The organism is Pseudomonas sp. 20P_3.2_Bac5, assembly GCF_025466035.1.
Lineage (GTDB): Bacteria > Pseudomonadota > Gammaproteobacteria > Pseudomonadales > Pseudomonadaceae > Aquipseudomonas.
Genome location: NZ_JANLOA010000126.1, coordinates 67164 through 88181, shown reverse-complemented (window position 1 = coordinate 88181; position 21018 = coordinate 67164). Strand labels below are relative to the sequence as shown.

The following is a 21018-nucleotide window of genomic DNA, read 5'->3' as shown; positions in this document are numbered from 1 at the left end:
CCGCACCATGCAAACTCGCGAAGACATCTTCAACATCCTGCGCGACGCGCTGGTCGAACTGTTCGAACTGGACGCCGCGCGCATCACCCTGGACGCCAACCTGTACCAGGACCTGGAAATCGACAGCATCGACGCCGTCGACCTGATCGACCACATCAAGCGCCAGACCGGCAAGAAAATCGCCGCCGAAGAGTTCAAGGCCGTGCGCACCGTCAACGACGTGGTCGAAGCCGTGTACCGCCTGGTCGCCCAGGAAGCATGAAGCGCCTGATCGGCCTCGGGCTGGTCCTGGCCGGTCTGCTTTATCCGTTCGCGGTGCATTTCGGCATGGAGCATTTCGCGCCGTGGCAGTTCGGCCTGCTGTTGGGCGGGCTGTGGCTGGCGCGGGCGCTGACCCAGCCGAACAACCAGGGCGGGCGCTGGATGGCCCTGGTGGCGATCGGTTTCTGCGTGCTGCTGGCGGTGCTGGACGACCCGGCGCTGCTGCGCTGGTACCCGGTGCTGGTCAGCGCGTTCATGCTCGCGCTGTTCGGCCTGAGCCTGAAATTCGGGCCGCCGATCGTCGAGCGCCTGGCGCGCCTGACCGACCCGCAGCTTCCGGACATCGCCATCCGTTACACCCGCCGGGTGACCTGGGTGTGGAGCGGCTTCTTCCTGGTCAACGGCCTGGTCGCCGCGGCGCTGACCCTGTGGGCGCCGCTGAGCTGGTGGACCCTGTACAACGGCCTGATCGCCTACGGCTTGATGGGCCTGCTGTTCGCCATTGAATGGCTGATAAGACAACGTGTGCGAGGACGCTCATGAAATGGATCAACCTTGAGCGACTGTTGCTGCCGGCTGACGCCGCGCGGCCAGTCACCTTCGCCCCGGCGCTGGATCACGCCGACCTGGCCGGACACGCCCTGCAACTGGCCGCGGGCCTGCAACGCCGGAGCATTCGCCAGGTCGCCGTGCACCTTGAAGACGCCGCGCAACTCGCCGTGGCCTTGCTCGGCGCCTGGCGCGCCGGGGTCCGGGTCTTGCTGCCGGCGGACTTGCAAGCGCAAACCCGCCAACGCTGGGCCGAACAGGTCGACCTGTGGATCAGCGAGCAGGACCACAGCCCGCAATCGCTGTTCGACACCCCGCTGGCGCCGGCCGAACTGGACCTGCGCGACTGCCATGTCAGCCTGTGCACCTCCGGCTCCAGCGGCGAACCCAAGCGCATCGACAAGCAACTGCGCCAACTGGCCGCCGAAGTGCGGGTGCTGGAAGACCTCTGGGGCGCCGACCTCGGCCCGGCCTGCATCATCGGCAGCGTCGCCACCCAGCACATCTACGGTTTGCTGTTCCGCGTGCTCTGGCCGCTGTGCGCCGGTCGCCCGTTCGTGCGCCGGCAACTGCCGTTCCCCGAAGACCTGCAACGCGCCAGCCGCGAGCACCCGGCGTTCGCCTGGGTCGCCAGCCCGGCGCTGCTCAAGCGCATGGGCGACAACCTCGACTGGCCGGCGCTGAGCCCGGTGCGCCGGGTGTTTTCCTCCGGTGGCGAACTCACCGCCAGCGCCGCGCAGGCCTTGCAGGAACGCCTCGGGCAACGGCCGACGGAAATCCTCGGCAGCTCGGAAACCGGCGGGATCGCCTGGCGCCAGGACGACAGCCTGTGGCAGCCCTTCGCCGGGATCCACCTGAGCCAGAGCGACGAAGGCGCGCTGCGCATCGCGTCGCCCTACCTGCCCGAAGGTCATGTGGAACAGAGCGCCGACGCCGTGTCGTTCGACGAGCACGGGCGCTTCCGCCTGCTTGGCCGGCTGGACCGCATCGTCAAGCTGGAAGAAAAACGTATCGCCCTGCCGACCCTGGAACAGGCGCTGCTGGAACACCCATGGGTCGAAGACACCCGCCTGGGCATGATCCAGGAACGCCGGGCCTTCCTCGGCGCGCTGGTGCAACTCAGCGCCGCCGGCCTGCACGCCTTGCGCAACCAAGGCCGGCGCACCGTCACCGAAACCCTGCGTGCGCACCTCGTCCCGCACTGCGAAGCCCTGGCCCTGCCGCGCCGCTGGCGACTGCTGCGACAACTGCCCTACACCGCCCAGGGCAAGCTGCCCCAGGCCACGGTCGATGCACTGTTGCAAGCGCCGCGGCCACACGGGCCGGACGTGCTGTCGCAAGAGCAGCAGGGCGACGAAACCCACCTGCACCTGGCGATCTCCGGCGACCTGGTGTACTTCAACGGCCATTTCCCGCAGACCCCGGTGCTGCCCGGCGTGGTCCAGGTCGACTGGGCCATCGCCCTCGGCCAGGCGCTGCTGGACCGGCCACGGCACTTCGCCGGGATGGAAGTGCTGAAGTTCCAGCAACTGGTGCGCCCCGGCGACCGTCTGCTGCTGACCCTGCGTTTCGACGCCGAACGCGGCAAACTCTACTTCGCCTACAGCAACGCGGGCGCGCCGTGCTCCAGCGGCCGGATCCTGCTGGAGGCCAGCGATGCATAAGCCCTGCGCGGTGATCCCGGTCTACAACCACGAAGGCGCGGTGCCGGCGGTGGTCGCCGACTTGCGCGCCGCCGGCCTGCCCTGCGTGCTGGTGGACGACGCCAGCAGCCCGGCCTGCGCCCGCGTGCTGCAACAGCTCGCCGAGCAGGATCAGGTGTTTCTGGTCAGCCTGACCGTCAATCAGGGCAAGGGCGGCGCGGTCATGGCCGGCCTGCGTGAAGCGGCGCGGCTGGGCTTCAGTCACGCCCTGCAGGTGGACGCCGACGGCCAGCACGACCTGGCCGATGTCAGCCACTTTCTCGAACAGTCCCGCGCCCATCCCGAGGCGCTGATCTGTGGCTATCCGCAGTACGACGAAAGCGTGCCGAAAGGCCGCTTGTACGCGCGCTACCTGACCCACGTGTGGGTGTGGATCAACAGCCTGTCGCTGCGCATTCCCGATTCGATGTGCGGCTTTCGCGTCTATCCGCTGCCGCCGGTGCTGGCCCTGATCAACGCGGTCAGCCTTGGTCGGCGCATGGACTTCGACCCGGAAATCCTCGTCCGCCTGGTGTGGCGCAACCAGCCGATGCGCTGGTTGCCGACCAAGGTCCATTACCCGCAAGACGGCCTCTCGCATTTCCGCCTGTTCCACGACAACGCGCTGATCTCGAAAATGCACACCAAGCTGTTCTTCGGCATGCTCCTGCGCGCGCCGGTCATTCTCTGGCGGCGGTGGCGGGCATGAGCGAACGACACTGGGCCGCCCACGAAGAACGCGGCAGCTTCCTGCTGATGAAACTCACTGCCTTCGGCGTCAAGCTGCTGGGCCGGCGCCTGCTCAGCCCGATCCTCTACGGCATCGTCCTGTACTTCTTCCTGTTCGGCCGCCGCGCCCGCCACAGCGCCTGGCAATACCAGCAGCACCTGGCGCAGTGGAGCGGCCAGCCAGAACTGCGGCCCAGCCATCGCCGGGTGTTCGGCCAGTTCATGGCCTTCGCCGATGCACTGCTGGACAAGCTGGACGTATGGAACGGCCGCCTCGGCCTGGAGCAGATCGAGATCGTTGATCCCGGCAACCTGCGCAGCCAGTTGCGCGCCGAGCGCGGGCAGATGCTGGTGGGCGCGCACCTGGGCAATCTCGAAGTGTGCCGGGCGCTCGCCGAACTGGGCGAACAGGTGACCATGAACGTGCTGGTCCACACCAAGCACGCCGAGCGCTTCAACCGCCTGCTGGGCGAAGCCGGGGCGACCAACCTGCGGCTGATCCAGGTCAGCGAGCTGGACCCGGCGATCATGCTGCAATTGAGCCAGCGCCTGGAGCGCGGCGAGTGGCTGGCGATTGCCGGCGACCGCGTGCCGCTGCATGGCGGGCGCACCGTCACGGTGGATTTCCTCGGCCATCCGGCGCCCTTCCCGCAAGGCCCATGGCTGCTGGCCGGCCTGCTCAAATGCCAGACGAACCTGTTCTTCTGCCTGAAGCGCGATGACCGTTACCAAGTGATCCTCGAACCCTTCGCCCCGGCCATCGAATGGCGCCGTGGCCAGCGCGATCAAGTGATCGCCGACTGGGCCGGACGCTACGCCGACCGCCTTGGCCACTATTGCCTGCAAGCGCCTCGGCAATGGTTCAACTTCTACCCTTTCTGGAAGACTGATGACGATGCATCCGCATGAGCCTGTAACGTTCGGCGAGTCGCCGCTTTCAATCGAAGACATCCAGGCCGTGAGCCAGCGCCAGGCCGAATCGCGCCTGCAGGCCGACGCCGACTACCGCGCGCGGATCGCCCGTGGCGCGCAGTTCCTCGACACCCTGCTGGACAAGGAAGGCGTGATCTACGGCGTGACCACCGGCTACGGCGACTCCTGCGTGGTGGCCGTGCCGCTGGAACACGTCGAGGCGCTGCCACGCCACCTCTACACGTTCCATGGCTGCGGACTGGGCCGCCTGCTGGACGCCCCGGCGACCCGCGCCGTGCTCGCCGCCCGCTTGCAGTCGCTGTGCCACGGCGTGTCCGGGGTGCGCATCGAACTGCTGGAACGCCTGCAGGCGTTTCTCGCCCACGACATCCTGCCGCTGATCCCGGAAGAAGGCTCGGTAGGCGCCAGCGGCGACCTGACGCCGCTGTCGTATGTCGCCGCGACGCTCTCCGGCGAGCGCGAAGTGCTGTTCCGCGGCGAGCGCCGCCTGGCCGCGGACGTGCACCGCGAGCTGGGCTGGGAACCGCTGGTGCTGCGGCCGAAAGAAGCCCTGGCGCTGATGAACGGCACCGCGGTGATGACCGGCCTGGCCTGCCAGGCCTTCGCCCGCGCCGACTACCTGCTCAAGCTGGCGACCCGCATCACCGCGCTCAACGTGGTCGCCCTGCAAGGCAACCCGGAGCACTTCGACGAGCGCCTGTTCGCCGCCAAGCCGCACCCGGGCCAGATGCAGGTGGCCGCCTGGATTCGCCAGGACCTCGCCATCGACGCGCCGACCGCGCCGCTGCACCGCCTGCAAGACCGCTACTCGCTGCGCTGCGCGCCGCATGTGCTGGGCGTACTGGCCGACTCGCTGGGCTGGCTGCGCGGCTTTATCGAAACCGAACTGAACAGCGCCAACGACAACCCGATCATCGACGCCGAAGCCGAGCGCGTCCTGCACGGCGGGCACTTCTATGGCGGGCACATCGCCTTCGCCATGGACAGCCTGAAAAACCTGGTGGCCAACGTCGCCGACCTGCTCGACCGCCAGCTCGCCCTGCTGGTGGACGTGCGCTACAACCACGGCCTGCCGAGCAACCTGTCCGGCGCCAGCGCCGAGCGCGCCATGCTCAACCACGGCTTCAAGGCCGTGCAGATCGGCGCCAGCGCCTGGACCGCCGAGGCCCTGAAAAACACCATGCCGGCCAGCGTGTTCTCGCGCTCCACCGAGTGCCATAACCAGGACAAGGTGAGCATGGGCACCATCGCCGCCCGCGACGCGCTGCGGGTGCTGGAACTGACCGAACAGGTCGCCGCCGCGACCCTGCTGGCGGCCAACCAGGGTGTCTGGCTGCGCGGTCGCGAAGCCGATGCCCGCGACCTGCCGCCCGCGTTGGCGGCGATGCACGACCAACTGCTCGGCGACTTCGCCCCGGTGACCGAGGACCGCGCGCTGGAAAGTGACCTGCGCCTGTGCCTGCAACGCATCGCCGCACAACACTGGAGGCTGCATGCGTAGTCAGGGAGTCCTGCACGTCGACACCGAAGTGCTGGTGCCGTTCTTCGACGTCGACAGCATGCTGGTGGTCTGGCACGGGCATTACGTCAAATACCTGGAAGTGGCGCGCTGCGCCCTGCTCGACCACCTCGGCCACAACTACCAGCAGATGCTCGCCTCGGGCTACGCCTGGCCGGTGATCGACCTGCAACTGCGCTACGTGCGCGGCGCGGTGTTCGGCCAGCGCCTGAACGTGCGCGCCAGCCTGGTGGAGTGGGAAAACCGGCTGAAGATCAACTACCTGATCAGCGACGCCGCCACCGGCGAGCGCATGACCCGCGCCAGCTCGGTGCAGGTCGCGGTGCATATCGAAAGCCGCGAGATGCAACTGGCCTCGCCCCAAGTGATGCTGGACGCCGTGAACAAGGTGCTGTCATGAAGCCGCTGCTGCGAAGCCTGCTCTGCCTCGGCCTGCTGACCGCCAGTGCGCTGGCCCAGGCGTTCGACCTGAACGACCTGCGCACGCAATTGAGCGCGCCGGAAGTGATCAAGGGCGAGTTCATCCAGGAAAAACACCTGCGCGCCCTGCCCCAGCCGCTGCTGAGCAAGGGCCGCTTCGTCCTGGCCCGCGACCACGGCCTGCTGTGGCTGCTGCAAACGCCGCTGCAACAGGATTACCGGCTCAACGCCAAGGGCATCGCCCGCCGCGATGCGTCCGGCTGGCAAATGCTGCCGACGCGCACCGCCGGCACCGAGCAGAACAAGCTGTTCTTCGCCGTGCTGCAAGGCGACAGCAGCGGCCTGGAGCGGGATTTCGAGCTGAGCCTGCAAGGCGACGCGCAGCACTGGCAATTGCGGCTGGTGCCGAAGTCGCTGCTGATCAAGCAGATCTTCAACCAGATCGACATCGACGGCGGCCGCTACGTCGAGCGCATCCAGTTGCAGGAGACTCAGGGCGACAGCACGGTGCTGCGCATGCCCTCGAGCGCCAGCGCCAGCCTGACCGACGCGGAGCGCCACGACCTTGTCGACTGAGCGCCTGCTGCCGCGACTGTTTCTGCTGATCCTCTGCACCGTCCTGTTGCTGGCGGGCTGGCAGTGGCATCGCGGCGCGCCGCTGTCCGCCGACCTGATGAGCCTGGTCCCCGGTGCCACCGAAGACCCGCTGGTCAAACGCGCCGAGCAGCGCATGCAGGAGCCGCTGAACCGCGAAATGCTGGTGCTGGTCGGTCACCCCGAACGCGATAAAGCCATCGCCCTCGCCGCGCAATTGGGCGAGCAATGGCAGGCCAGCGGCCTGTTCGAAAAGGTTCAGTGGAGCTTGCAGACCGACCTCGCCGCGCTGCGTGCGCAATTGCTGCAAGGCCGTCTGGCGATGCTCGCGGCGGCGGACCGGCGCACGCTGGTGGAAGCGCCCCAGACCTTTATCCAACAGCGCGTGCAAAGCCTGTTCGACCCCTTTTCCGGCTTCAGTCTGGTGCCGAGCCAGGACGACTGGCTCGGCCTGACCGGGCGTATCCAGAACAGCCAGCCGCGCCCGGCGGCGGTCCAGTTCGATACCGCCAGCGGCAGCCTGATCGCCGAGGCCGACGGCCAGCACTGGGTGTTGCTGCGTGCCCGCACCCAAGGCAACGCCTTCGACATGCAACTGCCGTTGCAGGTGGCCGGGCTGCTCGCCGACGGTCGCCACCTCGCCGACCAGCACGGCGCCCGGCTGATCGCCGCCAGCGGCCTGCTCTACGCCGCCGACGGCCAGCAGCAGGCGCAGCGCGAAATGACCTGGGTCGGTGGCGGCGCCACGCTGGGCATCATTCTGCTGTTGCTGCTGGCGTTCCGTCGGCCACGGGCGCTGCTGGCCTTCGTCCCGGTGCTGGTGGGCATGCTGTTCGGCGCCACCGCCTGCGTCGCCCTGTTCGGCCAGATGCATGTGATGACCCTCGTCCTCGGCTCCAGCCTGATCGGCGTGGCGGTGGATTACCCGCTGCACTACCTGTCGAAAAGCTGGAGCCTGCGCCCCTGGCACAGTTGGCCCGCGGTGCGCCTGACCCTGCCGGGCATGAGCCTGAGCCTGGCCACCAGTTGCATCGGCTACCTGGCGCTGGCATTCACGCCGTTCCCGGCGCTGACCCAGATTGCCGCCTTTTCCGCCGCCGGCCTGATCGGCGCCTACCTGAGCGCGGTGTGCCTGCTGCCGGCGCTGCTCAAAGGCGTCGAGCTGCAACCGGCGCAATGGCCGCTGACCCTCGCCACCGCGCTGGTCAACCTGCGCGAAGCACTTCTGCGCCGGGTGCCGAGCCCGGCCCTGCTCGGCGTGTTGCTGCTGTTCTGCCTCGGCGGCCTGTGGCACCTGGACACCCGCAACGACATCCGCCAGTGGGTCGGCAGTTCGCCGCGCCTGCTTGAAGAGGCCAAGGACGTCGCGCGCATCACCGGCTACCAGCCCACCAGCCAGTTCTATCTGGTGCGCGGCGCTGACCAGAGCCAGTTGCTGTCGCGCTTGCAGGCACTGGGCACGCGCCTCGATCAACAAGTCCAGGCCGGCACGCTGAAGGGTTACATGGCGCTCAGCCAGGCCATCGCCAGCCCCGCCGATCAGCAACAGGTGCGCGACGCGCTGGCCCGCCTGCCCGAACACTGGCAGCCGCTGCTGGACGTCGGCGTGCCGCCCGCCACGCTGGAAAACGAACTGAAAAACCTGCAAGCCCTGCCGACGCTGGATATCGATCAGGTCCTGGCCGGTCCGCTGGGCGAAGCCTGGCGTCCGCTCTGGCTGGGTGCCGACGACCAGGGCGTGGCGGCCATCGTCAGCCTTCAGGGCCTGAGCGATCCGGCCCTACTGCGCGAGCAAGTCGTGGACCTCGATGGCGTGCAACTGGTGGACCGCCTCGGCGACCTCAACCGCCTGTTCGCCGCGACCCAGATCAGCGCCGCCGAGTTGAAGCTGTTGTCTTGCGTGCTGATCGCCCTGCTGCTGATTCTGCCGTTCGGCTTCGGCGGCGCCCTGCGCATCGTCGCCCTGCCGCTGCTGGCGGCGCTGTGCAGCCTGGCCAGCCTCGGCTGGCTGGGCCAGCCGCTGACCCTGTTCAGCCTGTTCGGCCTGTTGCTGGTCACCGCCATCAGCGTCGATTACTCGATCCTCATGCACGAGCACATCGGCGGCAGCGCCGTCAGCCTGCTCGGCACCCTGCTGGCGGCCACCACCACCTGGCTGTCGTTCGGCCTGCTGGCGGTGTCGAGCACGCCGGCGGTGAGCAATTTCGGCCTGGCCGTGAGCCTCGGCCTGGCCTTCAGTTTCGTATTGGCCCCTTGGGCCGCCAGCCGCCACAGGGAGACGTCGGCATGACCATTCTGCTGTTCTGGGCCCTGGCCCTGTTGCTATTCCTGATCGCCAGCGAGATTGGCCGGCGCCTGGGCCTGATCAGCATCGTCAGCCAGTTGCTGCTGGCGACCCTCGGCCTGCCGCTGCTGATGCTGTTCTGGGTCGAGCCGAACTGGCAGCTCAGCGGCGCGGAACTGGTCGCGCCCGGCTGGCTGAAAACCCTCTACGGCATGAGCTTCGCCCTGCTGCTGGGGCACATCCTCTCGGATGTGGTGGAGCTGAAATTCGACCGGCAGAGCCTGAAGATCGCCCTGCCCAGTTTCCTCGTGCCTTTCGCCTGCGGCCTGGCCTGCGGCGCGTGGCTGCTGCCCGAGCAGCCATGGCTGACTTCGCTCGCCCTCGGCCTGGTCTTCGCCATCACCGCCATTCCGGTGCTGTACCTGTACCTGAGCAATATCGACTACCCGCCCGCCGCCACGCGCCGGCTGATGCAGGCGGCGATCATGATCGACGTGGTCTGCTGGCTGCTGTTCGGCCTGGGCAAGGGCAGCCTGCAACCGCTGAGCCTGATCCTGCCGCTGCTCGGCGCCTGCCTGCCGTTGCCGCTGTACGCCCTCGGCCTGCGTCGGCCCGGGTTCTACGGGCTGCTGTTCCTGGCCCTGCTGTTCATCGCCGAGCACTACCGCCTCAACGCGCTGATCTTCGGCATCGGTTACCTGTGCTGCCTGGCCTGGCTCAAATTGCCGCTGCGCATGCCGTTGCCGGCGCGGTGGATCAAGCGCCTGCAGAACGGCGTGGCGATTCCGCTGATCCTCACCTTCGGCATCATCCAGATTGACATCCATCACGTCCTGCAGGGCTTCAATGCGGTACATCTGGCCGCCCTGCTCTTGCTGCCGATCGTCAGCAAACTGCTGGGCAACTGGCTCGGCCTGGGCTGGGCGGGACCTTCGTTCGAGGGCGCGAGCAAGTGGCGGGAAACCCTGCTGCTGAACATTCGCGGCCTCAGCGAAATCGTCTTTCTCAACCTGCTCCTACAACAGCAGTTGATCAGCCCGGCGCTGTACTTCGCGCTGATGCTGATGAGCCTGGTCGCCACACTCATGCCCGCCATCGCCGGGCTGCACCGCATTCCTCTCAAGACTATCCCGACGGCAAGGAGGCCTTATGCCGAACACTGAACTGCAACAACGCCAGGTCCTGATCATCGGCGCCGGCCCGTCCGGCGCGATCGCCGCCGCCCTGCTCAAGCGCCACGGCCATGACGTGCTGATCATCGAGCGCCAGCGTTTCCCGCGTTTCTCCATCGGCGAAAGCCTGCTGTCGCACTGCCTCGATTTCGTCGAGGAAGCCGGCATGCTCGACGCCCTCGAAGCGGCCGGGTTCCAGCGCAAGAATGGCGCGGCCTTCGCCTGGGGCGACGAGTACAGTGCCTTCGATTTCGGCCAGACCTTCTCTCGCGGCAAGCCGACCACCTTCCAGGTGCAACGCGCGCGCTTCGACCAGTTGCTGGCCGACCAGGCCGCCCTGCAAGGCGTCGAGATCCGCTACGAAGAAGAAATCATCGCCGCGGACTTCGAACGCGAGCAGCCGCACCTGAGCGTCCGGCGCCTGGACGGCAGCGAGTACCGCGTCGAGGCGCAGTTCGTCCTCGATGCCAGCGGCTACGGCCGCGTGCTGCCGCGCCTGTTGGACCTCGAAGCGCCGTCCAGCTTCCCGGTGCGCCAGGCGGTGTTCACCCATATCGAAGACCGCATCGACCACCCAGGCTTCGACCGCGAGAAGATCCTCATCACCACCCACCCCGAGCACCGCGACATCTGGTTCTGGACCATCCCGTTCAGCGACGGTCGCTGCTCCCTCGGCGTGGTCGCCGCCGCCGAGCATTTCGCCAATGCGCCGAGCGACCTGGATGACTGCCTGAAAGGCTTCGTCGCGCAGACCCCGAGCCTGTCCAAAGTGCTGGCCAACGCCGTCTGGGACACCCCGGCGCGGACCATCGGCGGCTACTCGGCCAACGTCAAGACGCTGCACGGCAAAGGCTTCGCCCTGCTGGGCAACGCCGCCGAATTCCTCGACCCGGTGTTCTCCTCTGGGGTGACCATCGCCATGCGTTCGGCGAGCATGGCCGCGGCCGTGCTGCACCGTCAGTTGCAGGGCGAAACGGTGGACTGGGAAAGCGAGTTCGCCACCCCGCTGAAACGCGGCGTGGACACCTTCCGCGCCTATGTCGAGGGCTGGTACAACGGCGGCTTCCAGGACGTGATCTACCACCCGGGCAGCTCCGACGAGATCCGCGCCATGATCAGCTCGATCCTCGCCGGTTACGCCTGGGACCAGAAGAACCCCTTCGTCAGCGAACCCAAGCGGCGCCTGCGCATGCTTGCCGAGGTCTGCGCAAGGACGGCGGCATGAGCGAGCAACCGTTCTTCAGCGACAAGTACGTCGAGGAAACCCGCTTCGGCTTCTGGTTCCTGCGCAGCCACACCTGGCAGCACCATGTGCTGCGGGTGGCGATCAACGACCTGCGCACGCTGTTCGATCAAGAGCCGCCCAAGGCGCCGGTGCTGCTGGACGTCGGCTGCGGCCAGGGCCGGTCGTTCCGTCGCCTCAACGAAGTGTTCGCGCCCGGCCAGTTGCAAGGCACCGACGCCGACCCGCACAGCCTCGAACTGAGCCAGGCCGAGGCCCGCCGCCTGGGCCTGGACGTGGAGCTGCGCGGCAGTGACTGCGCGGCGCTGCAATTCGCCGACGCCAGCGTCGATATCCTGTTCTGCCACCAGACGTTCCATCACCTGGTCGAACAGGAAAAAGCCCTCGCCGAGTTCTGGCGCGTGCTCAAGCCCGGTGGCTACCTACTGTTCGCCGAGTCCACCGAGGCGTATATCGACACCTGGGTGATCCGCTGGCTGTTCCGCCATCCGATGCATGTGCAAAAGAGCGCCGAAGGGTACCTGCAGATGCTCCGCGACCAGGGCTTCGCGTTCACCCCGCGCAACGTCTCCTACCCGTACTTGTGGTGGAGCCGCTCCAGCGACTTCGGCCTGCTGGAGCGCACCGGCCTGCGCAAGCCGCCGCCCGTTGGCCAGCGTGAGGAAACCCTGGTCAACGTGGTGGCGCGCAAACCGCTGAACCCGGAAGCGCCGGCCTCATGAAACGCCTGTTGCCGTTTCTCGTCCTGAGCATCTGCCTGTTGCTCGGCGCCTGCGCCAGCAACGCGCCGCTGCCCGAACCGTTGCCGCCACTGGCGCTGCCGATGCAGTTGCATGTGCAGCGCGAACAGGCCGGGGAACGCCAGGACTGGTTGCTGGTGATCCAGCGCGAAGACCAGCGCCTGCGCTGGTCATTGATGGATTTGCTGGGCATTCCCCAGGCCCGGCAATTGCTGGACCAGGGCACGTGGCAGGCCGACGGCCTGCTGCCGCCCAACCCAGCCGCCCGTGAATTGTTCGCCGCGCTATTGTTCGCCCTGACCCCGGCCGATCAACTGCAACGCCTCTATCCCGCCGCGCGCCAGCAAGATACCCAGCGCTGGCTGGGCGAGCGCTGGCGGGTCGACTATCGACAAGCCGACGACTTCACCTTGAACCTTGGGCAGGGCCTGCGTTATCTAGTCAGCCCCCTGCCCCGCGAGAACACGCCATGACCGCTTATCTGAATGCCCTGGGCCTGGTCTGTGCCCTTGGCCGCGATCAGGCTGAAGTTGCCCGCGGCCTGTTCGCCGGTGACTGCTCCGGCATGCGCGAGGCCGATGGCTGGGTGGCCGGACGGCGCATCCCGGTAGCGGCGGTGCCCGGCGAACTGCCCGTGCTGCCGGCGCATCTGGCGCACCAGCAAAGCCGCAACAACCAACTGCTGTACGCCGCGTGCCTGCAGATCGAAGCGCCGCTGCGCGAGGCGATCGAGCGCTTTGGTGCGCTGCGGGTTGGCGTGGTGCTCGGCACCAGCACCTCCGGGATCGAGGAAGCCAGCCAGGGCATCGCCCAGCACCTGCGCGAGCAGCATTTCCCGCCGAGCTACGACTACGCCCAGCAGCAACTCGGCGCACCGGCCGCCTTCCTCGCCAACTGGCTGGAATTGAGCGGGCCGGCCTATGTCATTTCCACCGCCTGCACCTCCGGCGCCCGGGCCCTGATGAGCGCCCGCCGCCTGCTCGACCTGGGCCTGTGCGACGCGGTGATCTGCGGCGGCGTCGACAGCCTGTGCAAGCTGACCCTCAACGGCTTCAGCGCCCTTGAGGCGGTCAGCGCACAACGCTGCAACCCGTTCTCGGTCAACCGTGACGGCATCAATATCGGCGAAGGCGCGGCGGTGTTCCTGATGACCCGCAACGCCAACCCGACAGGCGCCACCGTCGCCCTGCTCGGCGCCGGCGCCAGCTCCGACGCCCACCATATTTCCGCGCCCGACCCCGAAGGCGCCGGCGCCTTGCAGGCGATGCGCAAGGCGCTGGAAAATGCCCGCCTGGAACCCACGCGGATCGATTACCTGAACCTGCACGGCACCGCCACCCGGCACAACGACGCCATGGAGAGCCTGGCGGTCAACGCCCTGTTCGGCGAGCGCCTGCCCTGCTCGTCGAGCAAGCCCATGACCGGCCACACCCTCGGCGCCGCCGGCGCGCTGGAAGCGGCGTTCTGCTGGCTGGCGCTGGCCGCCGACAACCGCGAAGGCCGCTTGCCGCCGCACGTCTGGGACGGCGCGCGCGACCCGCAACTGGCGCCGCTGAACCTGCTCGGTGGCGACCAGCGCCTGCCGCTGCAAGGCCCCCGGCACCTGATGAGCAACTCGTTCGCCTTCGGTGGCAACAACGTCAGCCTGATTCTCGGAGACACCCCATGATTGCCTGGCCACTGGCCGAACTGCTGCCCCATGCCGGCGACATGATCCTCATCGACGGGATCGAGTCGTTCGACGAGGAGCAGATCCACGCCCACGTCACCGTCCGCCCCGGCGGCCTGTTCAATCGCCCGGACGGCAGCCTGCCGGCCTGGGTCGGCATCGAACTGATGGCCCAGACCGTGGCCGCCTACGCCGGCTGCCGCGCGCGCCAGCAGGGCAAGCCGGTGGAACTGGGCTTTTTGCTCGGCACCCGCAAGTTCCAATGTGATGTCGAGCATTTCCCCGCCGATTCGCACCTGCGCATCCACGCCCAACGCTCGCTGGAAGACGAGAACGGCATGGGCGTGTTCGAGTGCCATCTGCACGGCCCTGGCATTTACGCCACGGCCCGCCTGAACGTTTTTCGCCCGCCACAGGCCGCCACGTACCTGGCCGAGGCGGGCTCCGAGGAGTCCCCGCAATGACTGACACCATCCTGGTCACCGGCTCCAGCCGTGGCATCGGCCGGGCCATCGCCCTGCGCCTGGCCCGCGCCGGCCACGACCTGGTTCTGCACTGCCGCAGCGGCCGCGCCGAAGCCGAGGCCGTCGCCGAGGACGTCCGCGCCCTTGGCCAGCAGGCCCGGGTGCTGCAGTTCGACGTCGCCGACCGCGCCGCCTGCGCCGCCATTCTCAACGACGACGTGGAAACCCACGGCGCCTATTACGGTGTGGTGTGCAATGCCGGACTGACCCGCGACGGCGCCTTCCCGGCGCTGACCGAGGACGACTGGGACGAAGTGCTGCGGACCAACCTCGACGGTTTCTACAACGTCCTGCACCCACTGATGATGCCGATGATTCGCCGCCGCGCGCCGGGCCGCATCGTCTGCATCACCTCGGTGTCCGGGCTGATCGGCAACCGCGGCCAAGTCAACTACAGCGCTTCCAAGGCCGGCGTGATCGGCGCCGCCAAGGCCCTCGCCATCGAGCTGGGCAAACGCCGTATCACCGTCAACTGCGTGGCGCCGGGGCTGATCGACACGGCGATGCTGGACGAGCACGTGCCGGTCGATGAACTGCTGAAAATGATCCCGGCGCAGCGCATGGGCACCCCGGAAGAAGTCGCCGGCGCGGTGAATTTCCTTATGTCGGCGGAAGCCGCCTACATCACCCGCCAGGTCCTGGCGGTCAACGGAGGCTTGTGCTGATGAAACGCGTGGTCGTCACCGGCATGGCCGGTATCACCTCACTGGGCAGCGACTGGCCGACCATCGCCGCCAACTTCGCCGCCAATCGCAGCGGCATCCGCCGCATGGACGAGTGGGACCGTTTCGAAGAACTCAACACCCGCCTGGCCGGGCCGGTGGATGATTTCGCCGTCCCCGCCAACTGGACCCGCAAGCAGTTGCGCAGCATGGGCCGCGTCTCGCGGATGGCGGTGGCGGCGTCGCAGAACGCGCTGCGCGACGCCGGCCTGCTCGACGACCCATCGATCCGCGACGGGCGCATGGGCGTGGCCTGCGGCTCGTCCACCGGTAGCACCGAAGACATCAAGGCGTTCGGCAACATGCTGCTCAACTCGGTGGCCGAGGGCCTCAACGCCAACTCCTACGTGCGCATGATGCCGCACACCACGGCGGCCAATATCAGCATCTTCTTCGGCCTGACCGGGCGCCTGATCCCGACGTCCAGCGCCTGCACCAGTGGCAGCCAGGGCATCGGCTACGCCTACGAGGCGATCAAGTTCGGCCGCCTGCCGATGATGCTCGCCGGCGGCGCCGAGGAACTGTGCCCGACCGAGGCCATGGTCTTCGACGCGCTCTACGCCACCAGCCTGAAAAACGACGCCCCGCAGACCACACCGAGCCCGTACGACAGCGGTCGTGACGGCCTGGTGATCGGCGAAGGCGCCGGCATGCTGGTGCTGGAAGAGCTGGAACACGCCCTCGCGCGCGGCGCGCACATCTACGCCGAGATCGTCGGCTTCGGCAGCAACGCCGACGGCCAGCACACCACTCGCCCGGAACAGGTGACCATGCGCCGGGCGATGGAACTGGCCCTGGAAGATGCCGCGCTGGCGCCCGAGGCGATCGGCTACGTCAACGGCCACGGCACTGCCACCGAACAGGGCGACATCGCCGAAACCCTGGCCACCACCAGCCTGTTCGGCCCACGAATGCCGATCAGCTCACAGAAAAGCTTCCTCGGTCACACCCTGGGCGCTTGCGGCGCACTGGAGGCGTGGTTCAGCATCGAAATGATGAACAGCGACCGTTATGTGCACACCCTGAACCTGGAAACCGTCGACCCGCGCTGTGGCGAACTGGATTATCTGTGTGGCGAGTTCCGCGCGATGAGCCATGGTTATGTCATGAGCAACAATTTCGCCTTTGGCGGGGTCAATACCTCGCTGATTTTCCGTCGCTGGTCCTGAACACCTGACAACACCTGGAGAGAAAGGAATGTCTTCACTCATTCGCGCGGCCCTGATGGGCCTGGTTCTGATCGGCCTCGCCGGCTGCACGAGCAAACCCCTGCTGACCCCGAAAGAACTGCTGGTGGTCGGCCACACCTACAGCCATGAAGAGATCAAGAAAGCCATCCTGACCGGCGCCGCCGAGCGCGGCTGGACCGTGCGCAACATCGGCGACGAGGTGATCCAGGCCGATATCCTGGTACGCAACACGTTCTACGCCCGCGTCGATATCACCTACAGCCTCAGCAACTATCGCATCGACTACCGCGACAGCCGCGAGATGGACTACAGGGACGGCAAGATCCACCGCAACTACAACCGCTGGGTCAAGAACCTGGACAAAAGCATCCTGCGCGCGCTGAAACGCATCGAAACCGACCGCATGGTTCAGCGCGCCGTCAGTGAACAACAATCGAGCACCGCTCACTAATCAAGGAGAGACATAGATGCGTCTGAAAACCTGGACCGCCACCACCGCCCTGCTGCTCTGCGCCCTGCCAGGCCTGAGCCAGGCGCGTGATACCGCGCTGTTCCTGCCCTTCGAGAAAGTCGTCCAGCAGATGACCGCCGAGAAGAAGCTGGACGGTTCGGTGAAGTTCTACCTGGCCGGCGTGCAGCCACGCGGCAAGGTCACCGTGGTGAGCCCGAGCGCAGTCACCAACAAGAAGACCAACGCCTTCAACAAGACTGACGAAGCCGCCTGCGAGTGGGCCCTGCAATCGGCGCTGCTGACCATGCAGGACGCCGCGAAGAAGGTGAACGCCAACGCCGTGACCAACATCGCCAGCTACTACAAGAAGAACGAGCGCAAAGACGCCACCACCTACGAATGCCACGCGGGTGCTGTCATGGCCGGTGTCGCGATCAAGGGCGACCTGTCCCGCGTCGACTGATTACGGTCACGCTTTGCGGGTGAGCAGCTCGACGAAGGCCCCGGCCATCGCCGAGGCCTGCTCCCGGCGCTGCACCAGCCACACCGCGGTCACCGCCTCGGCATCCAGCAGCGTGCGGTAGACCACCCCGTCGATCCGCATGCGCTGGAACGACGCCGGCAACACCGACACCCCCAACCCCGCCGACACCAGCCCGATGATGGTCATCACCTCGCCGGCTTCCTGGGCAAAGTGCGGGCTGAATCCGGCCTGCCGGGCCAGGCTGAGCAACTGCGCATGCAGGCCGCTGCCATAACTGCGGGGGAAAAATACGAAAGGTTCGTGGGCCAGGTCCGCCAAGTGCACGCCTTGTTCGCTGCCCTGCGCCAGCGGATGGGCGGCATTGAGCACCGCTACCAGCGGCTCGCGGAACAGTTCGGTGGCGATCAGACTGTCCGGCAGCGGCAAGGGCCGCATCAGCCCCACCTCGATGCTTTCATCCAGCAACGCATCGGCGACGTCGCGGCTGCTCATCTCCTTGAGGTTCAAGTGCACCGCCGGAAAACGCTGGCGGAAACTGTAGATCGCCTTGGGAATGCTGGAGTTGAACGGCGCCGACGAGGTGAAGCCGATCTTCATTTCACCCAGCTCACCCAACTGCGCGCGGCGCGCCACGTCGGCGGCCTTGTCCACCTGCGCCAGCACCTGGCGCGCCTCTTCGAGAAACAGCCGGCCCGCCTCGCTCAGCTCCACTCGTCGGTTGGTGCGCTCGAACAGCCGCGCGCCCAGCTCCTGTTCCAGCGCCTGGATCTGTTGGCTCAACGGCGGTTGGGATATCCCCAGCACCTGCGCGGCCCGGCCAAAATGCAGCTCTTCGGCGACAGCGATGAAGTAACGCAGGTGGCGCAATTCCATAAGGACTCCAATAGGTCGTAAAACCTCTTAAACAGGTCGAACAATATATTGGAAATGATCATTAGCCAGCTATATGCTTTTTTGCAGTTGCCCCCGAGGCCGCACCCCGCCGAGGTTTCCGTGAAAACTGCTGTCGCGCCACACGCCCACGAAGTTCCCCCCGCCCCGCTCAACGACGCGGCCGCCACGCTGCAAGACATCTGGATCGAAAAAGGCACCCCGGCCTTTATGCGCACCGTGCTGGCGCTGTTCTGCGGCGGTTTCGCCACGTTCGCCCTGCTCTACTGCGTGCAGCCGATGATGCCGCTGCTGTCGAAGGAATTTTCCATCAATGCCGCGCAGAGCAGCCTGGTGCTGTCGGTGTCCACCGGCTTGCTGGCGTTCGGCCTGCTGATTACCGGGCCGATTTCCGACCGTATCGGGCGCAAGCCGGTGATGGTCTTCGCGCTGTTCTGCGCCGCGCTTTGCACACTCGCCAGCGCGCTGATGCCGACCTGGGAAGGCGTGCTGGCAATGCGCGCGCTGGTGGGGCTGTCGCTGAGCGGGCTGGCCGCGGTGGCCATGACCTACCTGAGCGAAGAGATTCATCCGCAACACATCGGCCTGGCCATGGGCCTGTACATCGGCGGCAATGCCATTGGCGGCATGAGTGGCCGGCTGATTACCGGCGTGCTGATCGACTTCGTCAGTTGGCACACGGCAATGCTGGTGATCGGTGGCCTGGCCCTGATCGCGGCGGCGGTGTTCTGGAAGGTCCTCCCCGAGTCGCGCAACTTCCGCGCCCGCTCGATGAACCCGCGCAGCCTGCTGGACGGCTTCGTCCTGCACTTTCGCGATGCCGGTCTGCCGTGGCTGTTCCTGGAAGCCTTCTTGCTGATGGGTGCGTTCGTCACCCTGTTCAACTACATCGGCTATCGCCTGCTGGCCGAGCCTTATCACATGAGCCAGGCGCTGGTGGGGCTGCTGTCGATCGTTTACCTGTCGGGCATCTACAGCTCGGCGCAGATTGGTGCGCTGGCGGACAAGCTGGGCCGGCGCAAGGTGTTCTGGGGCACCATCGTGCTGATGTTCAGCGGCATGCTGATGACCCTGTTCACCGCTCTGCCGCTGGTGATCGTCGGCATGCTGGTGTTCACCTTCGGCTTCTTCGGCGCCCACTCGGTGGCCAGTAGCTGGATTGGCCGGCGCGCGCTGAAGGCCAAGGGGCAGGCCTCGTCGCTGTACCTGTTCAGTTATTACGCGGGGTCGAGCGTGGCGGGGACGGCGGGCGGGGTGGCGTGGCATTACGCCGGGTGGAATGGGATCGGGGTGTTTATCGGTAGCTTGCTGGTGGTGGCGCTGGGTGTGGCGGTGTACCTGAGCAAGCTGCCGCCGAAGGCCGCGTAAAATCTGGGGCCGCTATGCGGCCCCAAAATGCAGGATCAGTTCACGATCTCAACCACATCCACATCAATCTCCCGCGACATCAGGTGCTTTTCCACCTCTCCGGTGAGCTTGACCTTGGTCTTGTCATTGAACGCCACGGGCGGCAGGTCTTCGTTGTCGATTTCGACGGTGATGCTGCCGGTGTTGTCCTTGAACTCGTACTTGTCGTCGTTGTTGACCTTCTTGATCACATAACCAGTCAGCACGACCGGGGTGTCATCGGCGGCATCATTGGCCGCGGCCACGGTGGTGACGGATTGCGCACCCGGGCCGGTATAGCCGGCACCAGCCGCCAGGGCCGCGGTGCTGAACAGAGGAGCGAGGATAAGGGCGAGGTAACGGGTTTTCATGGTTCTGATCCTTGGCAGGTTTTGATGGGATCAGATTACCGGGCACGCCTGAATTGAAGCTTAATCCGCATAGAAAAACGCCCGGCTTGTGCCGGGCGTTTCACTTTTACTGGTGGTACTGGGCTGACAGCTCATGCACCGCGTTGATGAACGCGCCGGCATGCTCGGGATCGACTTCCGGGGTGATGCCGTGGCCGAGGTTGAACACGTGGCCGGTGCCATGGCCGTAGCTGGCGAGGATGCGCGCCACTTCGGCACGGATGGCTTGCGGCTTGGCGTAGAGCACGGTCGGGTCCATGTTGCCCTGCAGCGCGACCTTGTCACCGACGCGACGGCGGGCGTCGCTGATTTCACAGGTCCAGTCCAGGCCCAGCGCGTCGGCGCCGGCCTCGGCGATGCTTTCCAGCCACATGCCGCCGTTCTTGGTGAAGAGGATCACCGGCACTTTGCGCCCTTCGTGCTCGCGGATCAGGCCGCTGACGATCTTGCGCATGTAGGCCAGGGAGAACTCCTGGTACGCCGCCGCCGACAGGTTGCCGCCCCAGGTGTCGAAGATCTGCACCGCTTGCGCACCGGCGAGAATCTGGCCGTTGAGATAGCTGGTGACCGACTGTGCCAGCTTGTCCAGCAGCAGGTGCATGGCTTGTGGGTTGTCGTAGAGCATGGCCTTGGTCTTGCGGAAGTCTTTCGACGATCCGCCTTCGACCATGTAGGTCGCCAGGGTCCACGGGCTGCCGGAGAAACCGATCAGCGGTACACGGCCGTTCAGTTCGCGGCGGATGGTGCTGACCGCATCCATCACGTAGCCCAGGTCTTTCTGCGGATCAGGAATCGGCAGCGCCTCGATGTCGGCCAGGGTGCTGACGACTTTCTTGAAGCGCGGACCTTCGCCGGTCTCGAAGTACAGGCCCTGGCCCATGGCATCGGGGATGGTGAGGATGTCGGAGAAGAGGATCGCGGCGTCCAGCGGGTAGCGGTCCAGCGGCTGCAGGGTCACTTCGCAGGCAAATTGCGGGTTCATGCACAGGCTCATGAAATCACCGGCCTTGGCGCGGCTGGCGCGGTACTCCGGCAGGTAGCGGCCGGCCTGGCGCATCATCCACACCGGGGTGACGTCTACGGGTTGCTTGAGCAGGGCGCGCAGGAAACGATCGTTCTTCAAGGCAGTCATGTCGGCATCCGGAAAAAAAGTGCGGGCATTTTC

At 66.5% G+C, this 21018-nt stretch carries 23 protein-coding genes; 20 read left to right on the top strand and 3 right to left on the bottom strand.

Annotated elements, in window-relative coordinates; translation table 11 throughout:
• Positions 1 to 7: 7 nt before the first annotated feature.
• The 19 genes from NTD88_RS23530 to NTD88_RS23440 are packed head-to-tail and all read left to right on the top strand — an operon-like array spanning position 8 to position 17145.
• Complete coding sequence (locus NTD88_RS23530) at positions 8 to 262, top strand: acyl carrier protein (protein WP_095156294.1); 255 nt, start codon at positions 8 to 10, stop codon at positions 260 to 262.
• The gene (locus NTD88_RS23525; protein WP_262156330.1) at positions 259 to 804 is read left to right on the top strand and encodes a hypothetical protein; all 546 of its coding nucleotides are present in this window, start codon (positions 259 to 261) and stop codon (positions 802 to 804) included. The genes NTD88_RS23530 and NTD88_RS23525 overlap by 4 nt, the downstream gene beginning before the upstream one ends.
• The gene (locus NTD88_RS23520) at positions 801 to 2474 is read left to right on the top strand and encodes an acyl-CoA synthetase family protein (protein ID WP_262156331.1); all 1674 of its coding nucleotides are present in this window, start codon (positions 801 to 803) and stop codon (positions 2472 to 2474) included. The genes NTD88_RS23525 and NTD88_RS23520 overlap by 4 nt, the downstream gene beginning before the upstream one ends.
• Entirely contained in the window at positions 2467 to 3201 is a 735-nt protein-coding gene (locus NTD88_RS23515; RefSeq protein WP_095156297.1) for a glycosyltransferase family 2 protein, read from the top strand. Before NTD88_RS23520 ends, NTD88_RS23515 begins: the two co-directional genes overlap by 8 nt.
• Positions 3198 to 4130 carry a glycosyl transferase gene (locus NTD88_RS23510; RefSeq protein ID WP_262156332.1) on the top strand — a complete coding sequence of 311 codons (933 nt, stop codon included), beginning with the start codon at positions 3198 to 3200 and terminating at the stop codon, positions 4128 to 4130. Before NTD88_RS23515 ends, NTD88_RS23510 begins: the two co-directional genes overlap by 4 nt.
• Entirely contained in the window at positions 4111 to 5655 is a 1545-nt protein-coding gene (gene hutH / locus NTD88_RS23505) for a histidine ammonia-lyase (protein WP_262156333.1), read from the top strand. Before NTD88_RS23510 ends, hutH begins: the two co-directional genes overlap by 20 nt.
• The gene (locus NTD88_RS23500) at positions 5648 to 6073 is read left to right on the top strand and encodes an acyl-CoA thioesterase (protein WP_095156300.1); all 426 of its coding nucleotides are present in this window, start codon (positions 5648 to 5650) and stop codon (positions 6071 to 6073) included. Before hutH ends, NTD88_RS23500 begins: the two co-directional genes overlap by 8 nt.
• On the top strand, positions 6070 to 6669 hold the full coding sequence (locus NTD88_RS23495) for an outer membrane lipoprotein carrier protein LolA (RefSeq protein WP_095156301.1): 600 nt from the start codon (positions 6070 to 6072) through the stop codon (positions 6667 to 6669). The genes NTD88_RS23500 and NTD88_RS23495 overlap by 4 nt, the downstream gene beginning before the upstream one ends.
• Positions 6659 to 8977, top strand: coding sequence for an MMPL family transporter (locus tag NTD88_RS23490; protein ID WP_262156334.1), 2319 nt, complete (start codon positions 6659 to 6661; stop codon positions 8975 to 8977). Before NTD88_RS23495 ends, NTD88_RS23490 begins: the two co-directional genes overlap by 11 nt.
• Positions 8974 to 10134, top strand: coding sequence for a sodium:proton antiporter (locus tag NTD88_RS23485; protein WP_262156335.1), 1161 nt, complete (start codon positions 8974 to 8976; stop codon positions 10132 to 10134). Before NTD88_RS23490 ends, NTD88_RS23485 begins: the two co-directional genes overlap by 4 nt.
• Entirely contained in the window at positions 10121 to 11368 is a 1248-nt protein-coding gene (locus NTD88_RS23480; RefSeq protein ID WP_262156336.1) for an NAD(P)/FAD-dependent oxidoreductase, read from the top strand. Before NTD88_RS23485 ends, NTD88_RS23480 begins: the two co-directional genes overlap by 14 nt.
• The gene (locus tag NTD88_RS23475; protein ID WP_262156337.1) at positions 11365 to 12108 is read left to right on the top strand and encodes a class I SAM-dependent methyltransferase; all 744 of its coding nucleotides are present in this window, start codon (positions 11365 to 11367) and stop codon (positions 12106 to 12108) included. The genes NTD88_RS23480 and NTD88_RS23475 overlap by 4 nt, the downstream gene beginning before the upstream one ends.
• Positions 12105 to 12599, top strand: coding sequence for a hypothetical protein (locus NTD88_RS23470; RefSeq protein WP_262156338.1), 495 nt, complete (start codon positions 12105 to 12107; stop codon positions 12597 to 12599). The genes NTD88_RS23475 and NTD88_RS23470 overlap by 4 nt, the downstream gene beginning before the upstream one ends.
• Positions 12596 to 13795, top strand: a complete 1200-nt coding sequence (locus NTD88_RS23465) for a beta-ketoacyl-[acyl-carrier-protein] synthase family protein (protein ID WP_262156339.1) — start codon at positions 12596 to 12598, stop codon at positions 13793 to 13795. Before NTD88_RS23470 ends, NTD88_RS23465 begins: the two co-directional genes overlap by 4 nt.
• A complete protein-coding gene (locus NTD88_RS23460; protein ID WP_095156307.1) occupies positions 13792 to 14259 on the top strand; it encodes a hotdog family protein in 468 nt (155 codons plus the stop codon). The genes NTD88_RS23465 and NTD88_RS23460 overlap by 4 nt, the downstream gene beginning before the upstream one ends.
• Positions 14256 to 14984 (top strand): 3-oxoacyl-ACP reductase FabG, encoded by a 729-nt coding sequence (fabG, locus tag NTD88_RS23455; RefSeq protein ID WP_262156340.1) that lies wholly within the window; start codon positions 14256 to 14258, stop codon positions 14982 to 14984. Before NTD88_RS23460 ends, fabG begins: the two co-directional genes overlap by 4 nt.
• Positions 14984 to 16210, top strand: a complete 1227-nt coding sequence (locus NTD88_RS23450; RefSeq protein ID WP_262156341.1) for a beta-ketoacyl-ACP synthase — start codon at positions 14984 to 14986, stop codon at positions 16208 to 16210. The genes fabG and NTD88_RS23450 overlap by 1 nt, the downstream gene beginning before the upstream one ends.
• 28 nt (positions 16211 to 16238) lie before the next feature.
• Complete coding sequence (locus NTD88_RS23445) at positions 16239 to 16682, top strand: hypothetical protein (protein WP_262156342.1); 444 nt, start codon at positions 16239 to 16241, stop codon at positions 16680 to 16682.
• A 16-nt stretch (positions 16683 to 16698) separates the two neighbouring features.
• Positions 16699 to 17145 carry an excinuclease gene (locus NTD88_RS23440; protein ID WP_262128871.1) on the top strand — a complete coding sequence of 149 codons (447 nt, stop codon included), beginning with the start codon at positions 16699 to 16701 and terminating at the stop codon, positions 17143 to 17145.
• 6 nt (positions 17146 to 17151) lie between these two features.
• Here the strand turns inward: NTD88_RS23440 and NTD88_RS23435 are convergent, their stop codons facing one another.
• Positions 17152 to 18039, bottom strand: a complete 888-nt coding sequence (locus NTD88_RS23435; RefSeq protein ID WP_262156343.1) for a LysR family transcriptional regulator — start codon at positions 18037 to 18039, stop codon at positions 17152 to 17154.
• Between the two features lie 228 nt (positions 18040 to 18267).
• On the opposite strand from NTD88_RS23435, the gene NTD88_RS23430 reads away from it, so the two are divergent.
• A complete protein-coding gene (locus NTD88_RS23430; protein WP_256587761.1) occupies positions 18268 to 19425 on the top strand; it encodes an MFS transporter in 1158 nt (385 codons plus the stop codon).
• A gap of 35 nt (positions 19426 to 19460) precedes the next feature.
• Here the strand turns inward: NTD88_RS23430 and NTD88_RS23425 are convergent, their stop codons facing one another.
• A complete protein-coding gene (locus tag NTD88_RS23425; protein WP_095156314.1) occupies positions 19461 to 19814 on the bottom strand; it encodes a NirD/YgiW/YdeI family stress tolerance protein in 354 nt (117 codons plus the stop codon).
• A 106-nt stretch (positions 19815 to 19920) separates the two neighbouring features.
• On the bottom strand, positions 19921 to 20985 hold the full coding sequence (hemE, locus tag NTD88_RS23420) for a uroporphyrinogen decarboxylase (protein ID WP_262156344.1): 1065 nt from the start codon (positions 20983 to 20985) through the stop codon (positions 19921 to 19923).
• Positions 20986 to 21018: the final 33 nt, after the last annotated feature.